We start from the raw sequence: 21,007 nt of genomic DNA, 5'->3' as shown, positions 1-21,007 counted from the left end.
CCCCCTCGGCCGAATATTATAGGCTTTCATAGAAGTGCTTCATCTCTTCAAACTCTTCCAGGTCCAGATCATCTGCGCCTACGTCTGTTGGTGTCAGTTCCTGACCGGAGTGATCCAGGCAATGACGGATGGCATTTAACAGGTGAGTTTTAAAGCGAGAGAGAAGCTGCTTGATCGTGCACTCTTCGTATGCATTTCGGTCATAGGTTAGTCGGATGTTTAATTTTCCATCTTCCATTCGGCTGCTTATATAGAGAGCATAAAGTGAAGCGCTATTTGCAGCCTGGGAACCTGATGCCACCTCAGCTTCCAGCGGCGATGTTGAAAAATATACCGTTTCCGGGCCCACGGAGTCTATGTAACGAAACCCGATTTCCGGATAACGAGAAATGCTGGAATTCGTTTGATTACTGACTTCGGTCAGATATTTTAATACACCGTAGCCCAGCCCCTGGTTGGGAACCTGTCGAATGGTCTCCTTCACACGTTTGAGCAGCATCGAAATATCATCTGCAGATTTGATGTCCAGTACAACTGGATACACGGACGTAAACTGCCCCACCGTTCTAGAGAAATCCAGCGAACTCTGTTCTCCCGGCTCTCGGACCGGCTTTTCCACGTAGAGCGCAATCCGTTCTAGTCCTGACCATTCGGATACTGTCTGACCTAGTACGGACAGCAGCACTTCATCTGGCATGGTGTTGTAGGCATGATTAACTTGTGTCATCAGTTGCCGGGTTTCGTCTGGTGATAATTGCAGGTGGAGCTGGTGTGTCGGTCTCTCCGATCCAGAATCAATAATGACTCCATGGTCTTTGGGAAGCGTCCCCCACTCAGAGACCTCTATCTTGTTCCAATAATCCTGCTCCCTAAGTAGCTCTTTGCTATTCGCATAATGCTCTAGATGCTCTGCCCACGTTTGGTAAGCGTTCGTTTTGTACGGTAAGACAATCGTTTCCTTGTCCAGCGCTTGCCTGTAGCCTGTTGCCAGATCTTCCAGCAAAATATTCCATGAAATGGCGTCAGCCACTAGCGGGTCTATAGCAAGGAAAAGATGATCACCGCTACCCATTCGGAAAAGCCCTGCTCGAACTCGCGGTCCTTCAAACAGCCGCAGGCTGCTTTGAAGACGTTGACATTCAGCTGCCAATTGGCTGCGTGCTTCGCTTTCCGTTCCCGTTAGCGACAGCACCTCCAAAGTGATTAGCTCCTCATTCAACTCTTTGTGAGTTTGCACAACTGATCCGTCAGCCTCTTGTAATAAGCCAAGGCGCAGAGCATCGTGGTGCTCTACAATTTTCTTCAATGCGGCACGCAAGGGCAGCTCTTCAAAGCCCGACTTTGCTAACAGCAGTACTGACGCTGCAGCAGGAAGTGCCTCGGATGCTGAACACCGTTCGAACCAATGGATTAGATGTCGTTGTATCGGTGTCAGTAGCGCCTCCCCGACTACTGGGCTTTGCTCAATCGGAAGGGCCAGTGCTTCTGCATAGCCGCTCAGGATTTCAATGGACGGATGCTCCAATACGTGCCGGATATCCAGCGAATACCCGTGAAGACGCATACGCGCGATGACTTGAACGGCTTTAACAGAGTCGCCTCCGAGCAGGAAGAAGTTATCCTGAATGCCTACCTGATCGCGTCCCAAAACATCTTGCCATACGGCGGCCAAAGCCTCTTCCACATCATTTCGTGGCGCTGCATAGGCCACACCCGGTCGGGATAGCTCTTCAGGCTCTGGCAATGCTTTTCGATCAGTTTTGCCGTTCGGTGTCAACGGTATCTGATCCAGAAAAACGAAGTGAGACGGAACCGAGTAATAGGGAAGCAGTTTGGCAGCATGTTCATGAATGGCCGTCAAGTTAGGTACTTCTTCTGTATTCAGTACAATGTAGGCACATAGTACGGATTCATGATTTTGGCTTTCATTGACAGTGACAACAGCCTCCTGAATTGCAGAATGGCTCATCAAGGCATGTTCAACCTCGCCCAGCTCAATCCGGAATCCGCGCACTTTTACCTGATGATCGATTCGGCCGATAAACTCCAGGTTCCCATCTGCTTTCCAGCGAGCCAGGTCACCCGTTCTGTACATTCGTGTGCCTGTGGAGAATGGATTAACCACAAATTTTTCCGCCGTCAACTCCTCGCGGTTCCAATAGCCGCGGGCCAGCCCTTCCCCTGCAATGCATAGCTCACCCGGTATGCCGATGGGTTGTAATCTATCCTGCGCATCTATGACATACATTTGCGTATTCGCGATAGGACGCCCAATGTCGATCTGTTTGGCATGGGTAAGTTCCTGCACTGCCGACCAAACTGTTGTTTCCGTAGGTCCATACATGTTATAAATGCGGGGACCATTCAATTTCTGCAATGCTTCCAGCAGCCTAGACGGAAGCGCTTCTCCCCCGACCATAATTTCCTGCACACCTTGCAGCGCACGGAAAGCTTCCTCATGGCCCAGCAGCAATTGCAGCCGGGATGGTGTCATTTGCAGCATGTCAACGTGGAGTGTAGTAATCAATTCGCCAAGTGTCTGGGGATCGACCTGATGATGACGATCGCCCAGCACGACGGTCATGCCGCCCAACAGAGGCAGAATCGTTTCCAAAACGAAAATGTCAAACGATATGGTAGTTAGCGATAAAATCGTTTTATTCGCTGCAAAGTCAATCACTTCACGCATCCCAGTGATAAAATTCAGCACCGAGCGATGCTGGAGCATCACTCCTTTCGGATTTCCGGTTGAGCCAGAGGTGTAGATAACGTAGGCTAAATGCTCCGGCTGAGTCGTAACTTCCAGATTGGTCTTTTCTCCTTGATATAATTCCTCATCTTCAATAAACAGGGTGTTGGCGTTATAATGGTGTTCCCCTGGTAGGTCGTGGCAGGTCAGGAGTACGGCAGCCTCACTGTCACTCAGCATATATTCGATACGGGCAGACGGATATTCAGGGTCGATAGGCACATAAGCACCACCTGCTTTTAGCACGGCAAGCAAGCCGATCATCATTTCCGCTGAACGCGGCGCCATCAAACCGACTAGCTTATCGGGTCCTACACCATTCGCTTGAAGCACCCGTGCCAGTGAGTTAGCACGTTCATTCAACTCCCGGTAGGTCAGACGCTGGTCTCCGAACACCAATGCTGTATGACTCGGCGTCTGTTCAACCTGCTTTTCAAACTGCCCGTGTACTGTCTCATTAAACGGGAAAGGTACGACGGTACGATTAAATGCGGTTAGCTGTAATTGCTTCTCCCCATCTGAAATAATCGTAATATCGGCCAACCGCATCCCGGCATCCTGCGTTACTTTTTCCAAAATTTGTACAAAATGCTCTGCCAGCCGCCGGACGGTCTCCGGTTTAAACAGCTTTGTGCCATATTCTAAAGTGAAGGACAATCGTTCTTTTTCTTCGGTCACATGCAATGAAAAATCCACCTTGGATATGCCCGCGTTGAATTCCTCTGGTTTAAAACGAATACCTCCTGCATCCACAACATCTGTGCCGACATTTTGCAAACTGAACATCGTATCGAATATCGGATTTCGACTTACATCGCGTACCAGTTCCAGCTTGTCTACAAGCTTATCAAACGGGTATTCCTGATGCTCCAGTGCCAGCAGCAAGTTTTGCTTAACCTCCTGCAAAAAGGATTGGAACGTTAAAGAAGATTGCGGCTGGTTACGAAGCACCAGCGTATTGACGAACATGCCAATCATCGCTTGCGTGTCTACATGCCGTCTTCCGGCAACAGGTGTACCTACGATGATGTCCTCTTGACCCGCATATTTGCCCAGCAGGACATTATAAGCCGCCAAAAGCACCATAAAGATCGTGGACTTTGTATCCTGGGCCAATTTATAGAGTCTGCTCGCTAGTTTGGATTCCAATGTGACGGTCAAGCTGTCACCTTCAAAGCTTTGTACTTGCGGACGTGGAAAGTCTGTTGGCATATTTAGAATAGGAAGCTCCCCATTCAAGTTCTGAAGCCAATATGATTCATGCGCTTGCCATGCCTCATCAGTTATTTGCTGCTTCTGCCAAGCAACAAAGTCTTTATAATGAAGCTGAATGTTCGCAAGTTGTCTACCCTGGTACCGTTGAATGATTTCATTAAGCAGTACAGCCATGGAAAAACCATCAGACACGATATGATGCATATCCACGAGCAGATTGAAGCCACCTTCGATAAATTCGAGCAGTTCGGCGCGGAATAAAGGAGCTGTTCCCAGCTGAAAAGGCTGAACAAACAAGGTCCGGGCCTGTTTTGCTTCTTCCTTGGAAATACGGGTATGCGGGATATCGAATGGAATGGTGTCCCGAACTTTTTGCACCACTTCCCCGTCTTCCAGATCGAAGTATGTCCGAAAAGATTCATGACGAGAAATGACTTCCTTAATGGCTTCAATGAAGCGGGGAACCTCCAGTGCTCCCTCTATGAAAAGCTGGCCAGGGACATGATAGGCCATTCCGGCTCTAAGCTGTTCAAGCACGTACATTCTCTTTTGGGCAAAAGATACCGGATAAAAGGCTTGTGTGTTCACAGCTACAATCGATTCGTAGGCCCTCTTGCTCCCACCCGCAATATATGCAGTCAGATCAGCAATCGTTTGCAGCTCAAAAATGCGGCTAAGCGGAATGTGTACCCCCAATTCCTTACCGACTCTCGACAGAATAACCGTCGCTCTTAGCGAATCACCGCCCAGTTGAAAAAAGTTATCGTCATGGCTGATATCCGTTACATTCAGAACGTCCTTCCAAATATCCACAAGTTGATCTTCCATACCTCGGTTCTCTGAAGCGATGCCTGTTTTAGCGAATACGCCTGCTTGTCCCGGTGCTGGCAAAGCCTGTAGATCAGGCTGGCCATTCGGCAGAAGAGGAATATGATCCATCAGAATCCAAAAACGGGGCTGCGTATAATCTGGAAGCATTTCAATTACAGCCTTTTTTAATGTGTCTGCTTCCCAAGGCTTCGATGCGTTTGCGACCACATAGGCACTTATATACGAGACGTTTCCAGTTTCGTCCGTTTGCGGTGTAATGACGCAGGACTCCAATTGGAAAACCTGCAGCAGGTGCTTCTCCAACTGCTCCAGATTAACCTGATGCCCGTGAATATGGATGACCCGATTCAAATTTCCGATATGCCGCAGCTTGCCATCGTTCTCTACATAAACCCATTCCTGGGTCGTTCCCAGCAGACCTGCTGCTGAGGCTTGATATGCCTCCCCTGCTGTCCCGACAGGCGCCAAATGCTTGTACGCATCAAGGGCGCAAAGATAGTTCCCGGTGGCATCGGTATTCGCTGCCCATGCGGCTCGAAGTTGTTCGGTCTCCGACGCACGGAGTAACGTCAGCGCGGAAACGCGACTCCCTTCCTCCTCGACCATGGAATGCAGCAGATTCAGAAAATACCCCGACCAGGCCAAGATTATGTTTGGCTGAAAAAGATCTGCATTATAGTCAAAATCAAGACGTAATTGCTTCTGCGCCTCTGTCACGTTCAAAAACAACTCATATTTGCTGAATGATACCTCATGTTCAACGAGCTCCGTCTCCAGTTTATGGAATTGAAAACGCGGAATCGGTCGATCCATATTGAATATAGCCTTTATGACAGGCAAATGTTTTAGCCCCAGCTGAGCGAGTCCGGCAAAGCTGTACTTTTGATAGCTTTCCAGTTCATTCATGCGCTTTTTAACCGTGTGAGCATGCTCCATAAAAGTAGAATCAGGACGCACTTCGCTGATGACCGGAAGCAGGTTGACACAGTTGCCGATCAAAGAGAATGCGTCCATATGGGATTGTCCTGCGGTGGGAACCCCCACCGTTATTTCCCGCTGCCCTGTCAGGCGATGCAGAAAAATCTGAAAGGCGGATAACATCGTTATAAAAAGACTGTTGCCAAGCTTTATGCTAGCGGACCTCAATTGTTTAACAAGCGGCGCCTCAAGAATTAGGGTATGTCTGCTTCCTCTAGAGGACAGAATCTGCATTCCCCTCACTGGAGATGGCAGCTGGAGGACAAGCTGCTGTTTTTCCAGCATCGCCGACCAAAAAGCCAGGGCCTCTTCCTTTCCTGCTTTCAACTGCTCCTGCTGCCAGACCACATATTTCCGAAAAGGTATCGGTTCAGGAAGGTTGTAGTCAGCATGCCGGACAAGCGCAGAATAGATGTGTTCCAGTTCCTCAATAAATACACCGATTGACCAACCATCCGCGATAAAATGATGGAACGTAAAGACACTCAGATGCTCCTCATCTGATATTTTTAGTAGGTGAATCCGGAATAGTGGCTCACCTGGTATCATGTTAAACGGGGTTTCGCTGTTCTTGATCATCCATGCCCGGAGATGCTGCTCCTGTTCATCGGGATGGTGAGTGGTAAAATCATAGAGCGGGACTTCCACTTTCATCTCAGGAGCGATCACCTGAGTTTCTCCATCTCCGCTCATATAGATATGTAAGGCTTCATGACGGTTTACAATGGTCTGGACAGCCTCGTTGAACGCCTGCTGCTGAAGCGTACCACGAAACCGCAACAAGGCGGTTTCGTGTAAAGATAGAGAATCACTGCGTTCTGAAACAGAGGCGAACCAAAGCTGTTTTTGATCTGGCGTTAACGCAATAACAGCATCAGTTGCTTCAGCATCTGCAGGTACCGTTACAGGCTGCCTGCCCGGCCCCGGGCTGTTCCCATTCGGGGGCGGGTCCGGTAAAAAGCCACCTTTGCGCAGCTCGTCCACGCTATCCTTGACGGCTTGTACGATTCTCGCTATATCTTCCTCGGTATGGGCCGTGGACAAGAAGCAGTTACGTCCTTCCCAAATATAGATTCCTTTGTCCAGCATGTGATAAAAGAACAACTCAAGATCGCCCTTGAGCACAAAGCGGAAAAGGGAGCCAAAGTGAACGATCTTCATAGGTACGTGTTCGTCAGTGAAATAGCTGTTTAGCTCCGCCGCTAACGCCGAGGTACGGCTGTTAAGACGATTTTGCAGCTGCTCGCCATTTTTCTCCAAATGGTTCAGCACCGCTAAAGATGCAGCCATGGCCAGCGGATGATGGCAGAAAGTTCCTGCGACAAAGGTTCGCTGCTGCTCATGCTGTGGATAGGAATCGTCCCCGAATCTCCATGTGCCTCCGTCAATCCCGTTCATAAAGGCGGCTTTTCCGGCAACGATCCCAATAGGTAGCCCACCGCCAATGATTTTACCGTAGGTCACGAGATCCGCTTGTACTCCAAACCACGTTTGAGCCCCTCCGGGCTGAATTCGAAAGCCAGTGATGACTTCATCAAAAATGAAGGCAGTACCCGACTGCTCCGTAATCTGGCGAATTTCCTGCAAAAAGGCTTTAGGCTGAAAATCGGGTCGGCGGCTTTGCACCGGCTCCACCATGACCGCGGCTAGTTCATGCGCATGGGTGCGAATATAGTTCAGGGAATCGTCCGTCCCATAAGGAAGCACGACGACATCGTCTACCATATGCTGCAAGATGCCTGGAGCTAGAGGTGTCGAATGTTCCTTGTTGTCACCCGCACTCCCCAGTGCCAACACCCCGTCGAATGTACCGTGATACGAGCCAGCAAAAATGACGACTTTAGCTCGTCCTGTGGCAGCACGCGCCAAACGGAGCGCGACCATAACGGCCTCGGTGCCGGAATTATACATGGCAACCCGTTCCACCCCGGTCATCTTGCATATTCGCTCGGCCACCTGTCCGGCCATGTTGGACATAGGGCCGATACACATGCCGTGCTTTAGTTCTTCCTCAATTTTTTCACGAATAAAGGCCGGATTGTGCCCGAACAGATTTACGCCAAAGCCCATCGTCAAATCGACATATTCATTGCCATCCAAATCCCAGATTTTAGCCCCGTCTGCACGGTGGGATACAATTTGGTACACCATTTCCTTCAAAACAGGCCGAAAGCCAGCCACATTCCGGTTATTTGCGTATACGGAGCGGTACTGCTGAGTGTATTTTTTGGTGCTGCACGTACGGGCCGTGTAGCGCTCTATCAGCTCTTGCAGGTGTTGTTCCTGACGGAGTGAAAGCAATTCACGTGCTTTAACATCCAGCTTTTTATAGGGCGTATACGGCTTGGCTTCATGACCTGCCTGCTTGGAAGCAGCCTTTACGGATGGAGCTGGAGCTGGTGCTAATCCAGCCGCAACTTTCTGCTTCGGTTCAGTATGGATGATCTGCGTGCTTTCACTAATTTCCGATGAAAAAACGCTCGTTTCCGGGCTTAATGGCTGGGAAGCTATTGCGGATGCAACTGGCTGATGCCGGAGAATATCAAGCTGCTGTGACATCAGATGCAGCTGTTGCTGTAAAATTCGCTCTACAGCCGCAGGAGCTGTAGCAATCGGAAAACTTGGAGCCTGTGTGGGCCCAGCCGGAACGGCGGACTCAAGAGTCGGTTGGGTTAACGGAAAAGCTGCATGATGAAACTGTTTCAGCGTTGCTTCTGGACGATTTTCCATAGACTGACCCGGGAGTTCAACAGAAGTAGAAATGCTCGCCCGTTCGGCTACGTAGCTGGCCAACCGTTCCAGCGTGGTCAACGATTCGAAAAATTCGTTCATTGGAATGTCTAGTCCGAAGGTATCCTTGATACTGTGGCGAACCTGGGACAAATTAATGGAATCCAGCCCAAGCTCGAGAAAATGTGTCTGCGGCTCCAGTTCCTCCAGGCTGAGCTGGGACACGTTACCGATCATTTTCGCTAGCTTTTGAAGTATAGATGATTTATGCTGATCATCGGCAGCAGATGCTGGCGCTGAATACTCGTTCCCCATCATTCCAGACTCCTTTACTGTTGAGTTTTCATGAACTGGCGTTTTCTGTTCCGCTCGAACCTGTTCAGGCACGTTAATCCAGCATCTTTTCCGTTCGAATGGATACGTAGGCAGAGAAACCTTTTTATAACGCTTACCTGCATAGAGGGCATTCCAATTGATCTGCGCTCCTTGCACATACTTGGCAGACAGCTGCTCCAGGGATTGGAGCGTGTCCAAGCTTCCAGTGACCATCTCTGCGCTGCCTATGCTATCCGCTATTCCAGTGTATACACCTTCGACGACTCTTCCTTGTTCATGCAACTGAAGCACCTTCGCTTTTAACGCATCCGCTCCTGCAGCAGTCACAGCAATCCGGTGATTCAGATGGCTTCTGCCTGTGTTAGCCGTATAGCATACATCCTCCATCACGAGCTCTTCCACGCGCCCGAACCGTTCTGCGTACCGTCCGACCAACTGGCGCAAAGCGGATTCACTCCGCGCCGACAGGGTCAACAGCAGCGGTGATGATTTATTGTTGCTGCCCGTTGGACTTGGATCTGGTTTTGTCTTCTCTATATACTCCTCCAGCACCACATGGCAGTTCGTCCCACTGAATCCAAAGGAACTCACCCCGCTTCTTCTCGGGAATCCGTCCGTCTTCCATTCCCTCAGCTTCGTATTGGCATATACCGGGGATTCCTCAAAATGAATCTTCTGGTTTGGTGTGCGAAAATGAACAAGCGGCGCAATTTGCTGGTGCCTCATGGACAGCACGGATTTGATCAAGCCCGCAATCCCGGCGGCTTCGTATAAATGACCGATATTCGTTTTGACCGTGCTGATCGCCGCAAACTGCTTACGCTGTGTATGCTTGCGGAAAGCCTTGGTAATGCCGTCAATCTCAACCGGATCGCCCAATTTGGTTCCGGTTCCATGCGCTTCGATATAGCTGATCGTTTCAGGATCAGTCCGTGCATCGCGCCACGCCTGCAAAATGACTTCTGCCTGAGCCAGCGCATTAGGCGCGGAAATACCAATCGTGCCGCCGTCCTGATTGATGGCGCTACCCTTGATCACGGCTAAAATGTGGTCGCCGTCTTGTTCCGCTTTGCGCAGCGGTTTCAGGAAAACAGCACCAACTCCTTCACCCCAGCCCGTTCCGTCCGACTGGTCGTCGAAGGCGCGTGCCCGATCATCGGAGGATTCCATGCCAATACCGGCTTTCAGCGGCAGCAAAATCGTTTTCACTCCACCTGCCAAGGCCATGTCGCAGTCTCCATTGAGGATGGACTTGCAGGCCAAATGCACTGCCACGAGTGAAGAAGAGCATGCTGTATCAATTGTTACTGCCGGACCTTTCAGATCGAGCAAATATGCAATCCGGCTGGAAATAATGGACGGTAAATTACCAATGGCAAAGTTCGGCAGCGCGCCTGGTTCTACCTCGGACAACAAACGCTCATATTCAAAGCTGGTCTTGGAGAAGCCGACATATACGCCGACCTTTTGGCCTGCTAGTTGCTTTCCCCCATACCCTGCATCCTCAATCGTGCTCCAGGCTGTTTCTAGAAATAAACGTTGGTTCGGGTCCATGAGCGAAGCCTCTCTTGGAGTCAGTTTAAAGAAGAAGTAATCGAACTTGTCTACTTCATCCAGATAACCGCCTTCTGCAATTTGCATATTTCGTCCTTCCGTATTCAGACGCGAAAGAAAAGCTTCGGCATCTTTTCTTCTTTCGTCGCTGTACGGGCCGATATTATCAGCGCCTGATGCTACATTCGCCCAAAACTGCTCCAATGTTTCCGCTTGAGGAAACCTGCCTGACATGCCGATAATGGCGATATCCCGGACATTTGCTTCTTCCTTGGCTTTGGACTCTGCTGTTGCAGTTGCATCTCCGTTTAGATTTTGACTGGAGATATACGCAGCCAGCTTGGCGATGGTCGGATAGGAAAAGAAGTCCGTCACCTCAATATGAATCCCTAATTGATCCTCCAATTGGTCCACAATTTGAACAAGCTGCAAGGAAGTTACTCCGATATCAAAGTAGCTGTCGTCTGTCCCGATCGACTTTATATTTAAAATATCCTGGCATATTCCAATCAGCTTCTTCTCTACTTCTCCTTGAGGCAAGACCGCACGCTCAGCTGATTGTGTGACCCGAACAGCCTCGGCCAGTGCTGTCAATATTTCATCAAATTCGCCCTGCTCATAACTCTGGGCTAATTTGAAGCGCTGAACCTTTCCACTGGTTGTTTTAGGTATACGCCGGATCGGAACCACCTTGTGAATATGCCAGCCTCCCCGGTAATTCAGATGGCTTTTCAGCTTTTGGGCAAGCGGTACAAAATGCTCTATTTTTTTTGCGTGCATTACAAAGGCTATAATACGATCCTGCCTCGTTTGCGTATCATGTACACCGCACACAGCTACTTTTCCAAGTTCCACACCATCCAGTTCCTCGGCGATTCTCTCAATATCATGTGGGTAGACATTCTGTCCGTTCACAAAAATGATATCCTTGGCTCTACCGGTAATAGTCAGGCGTCCGTTTCGCATAAACCCTAAATCTCCAGTGATAAGCCAGCCATCCTCCGTTATAACCTTTGCGGTAGCTTCTGGATTGTTATAATATCCGGATGTAACATTTTTGCCGCGGATTTGCGTGTATCCAATCACCTCATCATCAAGCACCTGATTTTGTTCATCACAAATACGGACAGAGGTATTAGCCAATGGATAACCCAAATCCAAAAAAGTAAGACACCGCTTGTCAGACTTGTCCACTTCTTCTACAGGCTCACCAACGTGTAACTGGTGTCGGTTCAAATGAATGGGAATAAAGGTGTTTTTGTCCAGAGGCGGAGAGGAAACACCTACACTCGCTTCTGCCAGCCCGTAGACGGGTAACATGGCATTTTTATTCAAACCATGAACACTCATTGCATCCATAAACACATGACAAAGCTCTACAGATATTGGCTCAGCTCCATTTAAAATCATACGAACACTCGTCAAATCCCAGTTAGCTGCTGTTTCAGGTTTATACTGATCGAGGAAAAATTTATATCCAAAATTGGGAGAGCATATTTGAGTAACCTTATGCTCCGATACTTTTTTCAGCCACAAAGACGGACGCCTGATAAAAAGTGCCGTCGGCATAATCAGCTGTTTGGCATTAGCAATCACACAGGTTAAATGAAATGCGATCAATCCCAGGTCATGCGTAAGCGGCATCCAGCCCAAATAAGCATCCTTGGAGCTCATGTCTGTTTGATTTGCAATATCCCGGATATTGTAAACTAGATTTTCATGCGTCAGCATGACTCCTTTGGGATCGCCTGTAGAACCCGAGGAGAATTGGATAAAAGCTAGCTCCTCCGGTTTGGATATATGAACTACACCTTTATTCTGAGTGGAATAATCGAATCTATGGCTTGAAAAAGTCGCTTTTTTAACCGGCTCAAAGGAATCCAGCAGCTCGTGCTGTTGCGCGTATTTTTCAAGCTGCTCTAATACCTTGTCATCTGCAACCATATATGGGCGGGAGAGTGTGTTCCAGATTTTAAACAATTTCATTTTATGCTCATCATTATTCCCTATGCTTACAGGTACAGGAACGATTCCACCAATCAGGCAACCCCAAAATACATTCAAAAAGTTATGGTTGTCGTCGATCTGTATGATCAGCTCATCGCCGGGTTTTACTCCTTGTTCCTGTAATTCATAAAGCACCTGTAATGCTTGCTCCAGAAGTTTCCTGTAGGATACGTATTCCTCTTGTTTATCACCGGAAATAAAAATGATTCCGTTCTCATCCCGGCTTGCACGATCCTGAATGATTTCAACTAAGGTTTGAAACTGCTCCATCCTGATCCCTCCTCAATTGCTCTAGCATTGCTTTCCGCTCTCCTTCGGAGACCTGTTTGGTTTGCAACACAAGGCAAATACACTCCAGTATTTCCTGTCTTTGCTCAGAAGCAGGAGGCGAACTGCTGCCTGATTCCAAGTTTCGCAGTAATTTTTCCAGTCTGCGCACAGGTAAAATAACACCCTTTCGATACTCATCTTCATTCCAATTGGCGTTGGGAGTAGACACTGCTAGTGACAGGGAACAGGCAATCCAATCACGGATGGAGAAACGGCGGCCCAGTTCAAAGCGATCCAAGTCTCTGTCCAAGGACAGCACTTCGATATTAGGGCTTATTTCCCTCACTAAATTTTTCAGCACTGTTCGTGGACCTAACTCGATGCCTTGTTTTACGCCATGATTCATCATATATTGCACGGTTTGAATCCATCGAACCGGGTGAGTCATTTGCAAAATCAATCCTTGGCGTATGCTGTCAAGATCGCGGTATGGCTGAGCGGTCACATTGGAGATCACGGGCCACTTCGCTTCATTTAAAGTGTACTTTTGCAGCTCTGCGGCCAGTCTGTCCGCAGCAGGCTGCATAAGCGGACTATGAAAAGGGCCGCTGACCTGCAACCGCGTAATTTGGGCTCCTCGCTGTTCTAACTCGCCAGCTGCCAAAGCGACAGAGGTATGATGACCTGAAACGACGTATTGGCTAGGTGAATTGTAACATGCAATGGCTGCAGGATGATCGACTGTGGAGTACAAACGACAGCATTCTTCCACTTCGCCCAGCTCAGCTCCGCGAATGGCAATCATGCTGCCCAGCTTTGTCATTGCGGCTTCTTCCATAAAGCGTCCCCGCTCTTGGACTAATCGTAAAGCGTCTCCAAAGGACAGAACACCGCTGCTTACCAGTGCTGAATATTCACCTAGGCTATGACCAGCTGAAAATTCAGGGATAATTCCGATTTCATGCATATAACGCCGGAATGCAATGACACTGATCGTGAGAAGTGCGGGCTGCGTATAGAATGTTCTGGATAGCTTGGTCATCGGACCTGCCATGCATAAAGCTTTCAGATCATATCCCAAAATATCAGCAGCTTCTTCGAACAAGCGATCCGCTTCTGCAAAGCCGCTATGCCATGTAGCCCCCATTCCTACATACTGAGATCCTTGTCCAGGAAAAACCAAAGCCATACGATTCATATCAAACCCCTTTCCACAAAAATTATGGAAGAACAAAGGTGTATTTACATTTCATGTATACATATGTATGGTGACATTAAGATGTAGAGAAAACTGCAGTAAAAAGCAACGAAGTAGATTGCCAAAAAACATAATCGACATATGGAAGTGAATTGGTAATAGGGTTCCGTTCGTGGTGTGATTGTGATCAAAAGTCAGGTGTGTGAGTAGACTTGGAAGTGTAAAAACCTTGGAGTATACTGAAATTTCAGGCTTGAAAGCTAAAATTCAGCATCATAGTTGAATGGTGTGAAATTACTGGAGTCATACAGGGTGTTTTTCTATAAGTAAGCGTTAAATATGGAATATTTTATTTATATATTAAATATGGACTCGAAAAATGTCAATATCCATCCAATTCCTTTAATAAGAGAAAATGATGAGATATGAATGTTTTTGTTACATTAAGCCTAAAAGTAAATTAAAGTATGGCAATATAATGTTAAGTATATTATACACAGAAACCATGTCCTTTTTTGTCTAAAAAATCAGGCATGGTTTGTAATAACAGATCATGGCACGGATCATTAAGCCCCTTTCGTTAAATGAATTAGCTTCGTCCGTTCCCTGTAATCGGAACTACTTCAGTTAGCCGGGTCTACAGCGAACCATATCACAAACGGCAAGTCGGTTATAAAATCAAGGGTCTTATATCTTAAATGGCTGACAGTAGCCTGAATGACCCCGTCAATTTCCAGCACATAGCAATCATTGTGTTTAATGTTCTGCCGAATGAGTGCAACATCTGCCTGAGCGGCAGGCCACTGGATTCCCAACTGCCGGATCGTTTCGTACGCTTCGTAGGTCACATACTGTTTGTCTGCACTAAGTTATCTGAATGTTCAGGTAAAGTATGATGAACGAGATGAGGAGTTAAAACCTATCTGCCATCAAAGACCTATATAACAATGAGATTATCGCCTATTAGATCAGCTGCAGGAAATGACTTGGAATTCCTTTAGCCATTTTCAAATTTATGGATACCCACAGTTCGAACCGCAGCGATTATTGTTTCGTCACTTCACGAATACTCATATGTTCTTCGTTCACCAACCGGACTGCCTCCATCTTTACATCTAAGGAGTATTGCCGGAATGATTGTCCCTTTTTAGCCATGAAAAATCCCCTCCGTATTCAACAAGATTAAATCCATCTTAACAGAGGTCTTTTCTCTCTTGTCTACTAGGAGGGGATAATACCACGCTGCCCTGTCCTTTTATAAATGAATAAAATCCGAATACCCCTCTATGAAAAAAGCAGCCCTTCTTGAACTGCCTTACTGCTAGTCACTTCAACAATAGGATGAGTTCATTCATGGGCTACCTCATTTACCAAGTAGCTATTCAGCGTTTTTTAAGAATTCAAGCTCTTTGACAATACCGGGAAATAATTTATCTAGATTGTAAAATGCCAGCAATAAAATTTGCAGGATAGCCAAGATAATTGGAACGTAGATAAACATGAAATGAATAGACGCTAGCGCAGTAGTACTGATTGTAGCTTGTCCACCAGCATATCCTCCCAATGCCAGTCCCCAACCGATAAGTGCCGCTCCCAAACCGCCTCCCGCTTTTGTGCCGAAACTGCCCGCACTGTACACCAGTCCTTCGGTGCGCATCCCTGTCTTCCATTCGCCATATTCAATGGTATCTGCCAACATAGCAAAGAAGGTTCCGAGAATAGCGGCATGCCCAAGCGCTTTAATAACGAGTCCCAGACAAACCGCCATCAGACTTGTGGGGCTGACGGCAATGACAAGCGATCCGACAATCAGGAGGATACTTCCGATAATGGAGGAATTTCGTTTACCGATCCGCTTGACGACGGGGGGCAATAGCATATAACCAAACAGGGAAGGAAGCAGTAAGGATATGCCGAGGACTCCAATCAGATTGGCGTCTTTTAACACATAACGTGCGTAGTAAATATTCATACCTGTGCCCAATGCGTTATTTATAAAATAGACCACAGCAAACCCAAGGATCAATTTCCAATACTTATTACGCATCAGCGCTCCAAAAGCGCGTCCAAACGGAATTGGCTTTTGTACAACAGATGGAGTAACCCTTTCCTTGGTACTGAAGAAGGTAACGAGAAATAAAAAGGTTCCGAGCAAGCCAAATATAATAAAGGTGTAAATCCACCCTTTTTGACCGCCGCCGAATGACTTCACTAACGGGAGGGTGAAATAATTAATTAGCAAGGCACCAATATTCGCTAGACTCATACGAAAAATATTAAGCAGAGAACGCTGGTAAGAATCCTGCGTTATCATGGAATTAAGCACACCATAAGGGACGTTAATGCTGGAATAGATAAAGTTCATTAGCAGATAGGTAACATAAATGTATAGAATAGTGATCGTCATATTTCCACTTGGAACCGTGAACAAAAGAATTCCAGACAATGCAAATGGCCCGGACATCCACAGTAACCAAGGACGGGCCTTCCCGTGTCTGCTCTTCGTTTTATCAATCAAAGCCCCAATCGCGACATCAATAAACGCATCCAGTACGCGTGCAACTAGCATTAAAGTACCAATGACACCAGCGCTGATCCCGATTACATCTGTGTAAAAATAGGACAGAAAAGTCATTGCGGCGGCAAACAGCAACTGGCTGGCAAAATCACCGAATCCATAACCAATTTTTTCTTTCAGTGTAATATTTGAACCGGTTTGCACTGAAGTCTCATTTCCCATTACAACAATATCGCTCGAACTTCTCATGCTCATGCTCCTTTTCCCTTGTTATTCTCTACAATTCAATGCCATCAAGAAAACGTTTTCTTAATCATCAAAAAAACAAGCCGAAATACCTTGAATCCAGCTGATTATTGGTAAAAACAATTGTTTTTGTCCAAAAAATACTAGAAAACGTTTTCCGGGGTTGATTATACTCTCCTTATAAACCAAGGTCAAGCGCTTTCTTTGCTCTGGAATCTTTGTTAAACTCAATAAACAATTCAATAAACTGATATAATTAATTCAATCCACTTTGAGAAACTTTTTCTAAATAAATACTTGCTTGAAAGTCGGTGTGTACAATGAAAATGACTATAAAAGATGTGGCTCGAATGGCCAACGTCTCCATTTCAACGGTTTCCAGAGTAATCAATAACAGCCAGACGGTGAACAGTGAAATACGCAAACGAGTTCAGGATGTCCTTGAAGCCACTCAATTCCGTCCAAATGCCATAGCACGGACACTGGTAAAGAATGATACATCTCTGATTGGGGTACTTCTGCCCGCGATTAAAAACAACGTCTTTGATGACATGGTTGAAGGCATCAATCAAGTAGCGCATCTATACGGCTTCGATGTCATAATCGCCTTGTCAGGGGGGGACGAGGATTCTGAAATACACTATTACAATATGTTCCGTGAAATGCAGGCGAGCGGAATTATTATATCGGTAAGCGAAATCCGGGATGCGCTATTTGCGCTCATTGAAGCGGCGGGAATTCCCTGCATCCTTGTCGGACGGGATTTTCGAGACCAATCCATTCCTTCCGTGCATGTTGACAACATAACGGCTGCTTTTGAGGCGGTAACTTATCTAATTCAGCAGGGGCATCAAGATATAGCGATGCTGCAGGGACCAGCGGGGGATATTTCAGTGGGCAATCAGCGTTTTTTGGGCTATGAACAGGCATTGAAGACCGCTCACCTGCCAGTGCGTGCCGAACGTGTGTTGGAAAGCGGCTTTTCAGTTGAAGACGGCATAACCTCTATGAGAAAACTTTATCATTCAGGCCCATTGCCTAGTGCGGTGTTCTGCGCAACGGACCGAATTGCCATAGGTGCTATGAACTTTCTGGCCGAAAATGGTGTGAAAATACCTGAACAGGTCTCCTTCTTGGGATTTGACGACATTGATATGGCTACAATAATCCGGCCTAAATTATCAACTGTCCGATATTCAGCATCCGAACTGGGCATGGTTGCCGCCCGCAATCTCATTAAGCTTATTAGAGGAGAAGAATTAGCAGCTGTCCACTGGTCCATATCGCATCAGTTAGAAATTCGGGACAGCATTACAAAACATGGAGTATCCTAACCTTTGATGCTCCTACGCGGTTACTGGAAGTGCTTAACCGGCTGGGATGGCCTTTTCAGCGAATCCGACGCCGAATAATGGAAACGTTCTCTTGTGTTTTTCCAAAAGGGTATGATTGAGGATACGCAGAAACCAGACTCGGTTTAGTTGGCTATCATGTAGGTGAGCATTTCCGGGGAAAGTCGCCATTGCCGAAAAGGTTGCTTTCTAAGTCATTACAAGGACTCAGAAAGCAACCTTTTCATCGAGTTATTCAGCTTGCCAGATATCTTTCAATTTCCAGTATGTCAACTCATTTACTAGAGCCTCTCCGCGCTCCGCTACGAGTTCTATGCCTAGCAGTTTTTCACTCGGATAGATGCGACTTGTCATCGTAGCTTGCCCTTCATTCGCAAATATTTCAATGGATGAGCGATCCAGATATACATGTAACGTCAGCTGCCCCTCTGCACTTAAGGCTGTTTGACGTACTCCATCCGTCTTTTTGCCCGAATTAGAACAATCAAGCATAAGTTTCTGACCCGCGATAGAATAAGTGATAACCGTTTCCTCCTCACCTGTTCCGCGAAGCTTCAAGCCTACCAGGTCTGCACTTGACTTCGTCAGGTCGAACACGACCTTCACTTCAAGCAGATCCGCTTCAACTTCCGTCAAGTAACTTCCAGAAATAGCGCGATATTGGTACAAAACCTGTTCGCTTTGACGAAGCAATTTCATTTCCTCTACTGGATTCATCAGCAATTTATTATTGGCACCCAACGTAATTACACGTGGGATCGTCAGCGCTCCGGACCAGCCGTCTGCTTTCGTCGGCATATCCGATTCCCACATATCCATCCAACCAATCGCAATGCGGCGATCTTGATCATCTAGAAAAGTTTGAACCGCATAGAAGTCATGACCATTATCCAACTCGATGAACTCTCCATGTTTATATTCATTACTATCATAATTATATTCGCCAACATAATATCCCGTCTGGAACAAGTTATTGTACTTATCTCCTTGTGCATCAATACCTTGTGGGGAGAACATAAATATATGCTTACCGTTCAGTTCAAAGAAATCAGGGCACTCCCACATGAAGCCCATATTCTTATCTCCCTGCAGAAGCACACCATGATAGGTCCAAGTTCTAAGATCAGGAGATGTATATAGAATAACACGCGGCAGATCTTCTTTCGTGCTGTTACCTAGGATCATGTACCATGTATCCTCATGCTTCCATACCTTCGGATCACGGAAATGCTGGGAGCTATCTGTCGGAGGTTCAGCGATTACGGGATTTTGCCCTAGTTTTGTAAAATGAATGCCGTCTGTACTAACTGCCACATTTTGATTTTGGAAAAAGATATTGTTTGGTTGATCAATATAGTGATGGCCAGTATAGATCAATGTCAGTTCGCCGTTATTATCTACTGCGCTGCCTGAGAAGCAGCCATCGAGGTCACAAGCATCACCTGGCGCTAATGCAATCGGACAATGCTCCCAATGTACAAGGTCTTTACTCTTCACGTGCCCCCAATGCATTGGACCCCAGTTCTCATCATAAGGATGATGCTGATAGAAGGCGTGATATTCACCTTTAAATTGAATTAACCCATTGGGGTCGTTAATCCAGTTGGCCGGTGCCATAATATGATAACCTAATCGGTACCGCTTGTTCATTTTCGCTTCTGCTTGTTTTAATGCTTCCTCAGCTTGCTTCGTGTTGTTAATATATGTGCTGTTCATTTGTCTTCCTCCTATGCTGTTTTAATATGCTTGTTAGGCTTGGGTTCTAGCTTTTTCGGTTCTTTCTTTAAGGTAAAGATTGAGATGGTTGTAAAGGCGAATACGAAAACACCCATAATTACGTACGTATTTGCAAAGCCTCTAATGTCATAAGACATACCGGCGATTGGCGAGAAAATCGAAGCTCCTACCTGACTCGTAAACTGGTATCCCACCAGATATAGGATCGAAGACAGACGCGTATCGAAATTAGCAGCCAAGTACTTAAATACGGCGATCAGCATGATTGGCAGTTCCAATGCGTGGATCAATTTCATAGCTGAGATACCATAAGGTCCAATAACTAAGCCTGAACCCATGATCCGGAACGCCATCAAGAATCCTGCCAATATCAGACCCTTTTTTGCCCCAATTTTGTTGACAATGAAAGGCGCTAAGAACATCATGCCTGCTTCCAAGAAAACTTGTAGGGAATTTAAGTAACCGTAAACTTGATTGCCTAAAGCAACCGTTGAGAACGTCGATGAAAAGTAATTCGGGAACTGCTGGTCATACACATTGTAAATACAAGTAACGCCAAGAACATATAAAATGAAGAACCACAAATGCTTATTTGCAAACAAATAGCCGATTTGCTTAAAGTTAACAGATTCTGCTCGCTCCATCTCGGAATCTGTCATCTCAACTTTAATTGTCATCATAATGATAAACAGAATGACAGCAGATACTGATGCAATCCAGAAGTTAATGTTAGGGTTGATATTGAAGAGTTGACCAGCGAAAAATGTTGCTGCTGCCCAACCTAGCGAGCCCCACATACGAGATTTTCCATATTCAAAGTCATATTTTCGGCTGACTTTCTCGACATATGATTCGATGGCTCCAATCCCTGCCAAAAAAGCAATACCCAAGTATAATCCACCTACAATGGCGCCGAGAAATACATTGTATTGAAGTAACGGTCCATAGATAAAGATATAGAAAGGACCAACAAATAAGAGTAAAGAACTGATTAGAAATAAAATATGCTTCTTCAATCCGATTTTATCAGATATATAGCCATAAAGCGGTTGCATACAAAGCGCAAAGATAGCGTTTACAGTAAAGATAACACCTGTTTCGGCACCATTCAGACTGATTTCTTGCCCTAGCCAGATGGAGAACAATGAATAACTTGCTGACCAAGTAAAGAAAAAAAAGAAGAAATAGGCACTTAGTTTCCAGTACATGCTCTTTGACTTTCTCATATCGAACGCTCCTCTAGTTGAACATTTAATGTAAATGAAAGCACTTTCGTATTTACAGAT

Annotated in this window: 7 protein-coding genes; 1 reads left to right on the top strand and 6 read right to left on the bottom strand. The window is 46.5% G+C overall.

Features of this window, described 5'->3' with window-relative positions; genetic code table 11:
* Nucleotides 1-16: 16 nt before the first annotated feature.
* From KSP24_RS16610 to KSP24_RS16595, 4 genes are all read right to left on the bottom strand, one after another.
* Nucleotides 17-12,670: a non-ribosomal peptide synthetase/type I polyketide synthase gene (locus tag KSP24_RS16610; RefSeq protein WP_216975864.1), complete on the bottom strand. Its 12,654-nt coding sequence runs from the start codon at nt 12,668-12,670 to the stop codon at nt 17-19.
* On the bottom strand, nt 12,645-13,868 hold the full coding sequence (fabD, locus tag KSP24_RS16605) for an ACP S-malonyltransferase (protein ID WP_216975862.1): 1,224 nt from the start codon (nt 13,866-13,868) through the stop codon (nt 12,645-12,647). Before fabD ends, KSP24_RS16610 begins: the two co-directional genes overlap by 26 nt.
* Before the next feature lie 623 nt (nt 13,869-14,491).
* Nucleotides 14,492-14,716, bottom strand: coding sequence for a GNAT family acetyltransferase (locus tag KSP24_RS16600; RefSeq protein WP_216975860.1), 225 nt, complete (start codon nt 14,714-14,716; stop codon nt 14,492-14,494).
* 530 nt (nt 14,717-15,246) lie between these two features.
* Entirely contained in the window at nt 15,247-16,635 is a 1,389-nt protein-coding gene (locus tag KSP24_RS16595; RefSeq protein WP_013371222.1) for an MFS transporter, read from the bottom strand.
* A gap of 317 nt (nt 16,636-16,952) precedes the next feature.
* On the opposite strand from KSP24_RS16595, the gene KSP24_RS16590 reads away from it, so the two are divergent.
* On the top strand, nt 16,953-17,966 hold the full coding sequence (locus tag KSP24_RS16590) for a LacI family DNA-binding transcriptional regulator (RefSeq protein WP_080771922.1): 1,014 nt from the start codon (nt 16,953-16,955) through the stop codon (nt 17,964-17,966).
* A gap of 249 nt (nt 17,967-18,215) precedes the next feature.
* Here KSP24_RS16590 and KSP24_RS16585 read toward each other — a convergent pair whose 3' ends face one another.
* Nucleotides 18,216-19,685 (bottom strand): glycoside hydrolase family 32 protein, encoded by a 1,470-nt coding sequence (locus tag KSP24_RS16585; RefSeq protein WP_040103895.1) that lies wholly within the window; start codon nt 19,683-19,685, stop codon nt 18,216-18,218.
* Between the two features lie 26 nt (nt 19,686-19,711).
* Nucleotides 19,712-20,947 carry an MFS transporter gene (locus KSP24_RS16580; protein ID WP_040103721.1) on the bottom strand — a complete coding sequence of 412 codons (1,236 nt, stop codon included), beginning with the start codon at nt 20,945-20,947 and terminating at the stop codon, nt 19,712-19,714.
* Nucleotides 20,948-21,007: the final 60 nt, after the last annotated feature.

It is taken from the genome of Paenibacillus sp. AK121, assembly GCF_019042715.1.
Classification (GTDB): domain Bacteria; phylum Bacillota; class Bacilli; order Paenibacillales; family Paenibacillaceae; genus Paenibacillus; species Paenibacillus polymyxa_C.
Note: the sequence above shows the minus strand (reverse complement) of the source record. Positions and strands in the feature narration are given on the sequence as shown.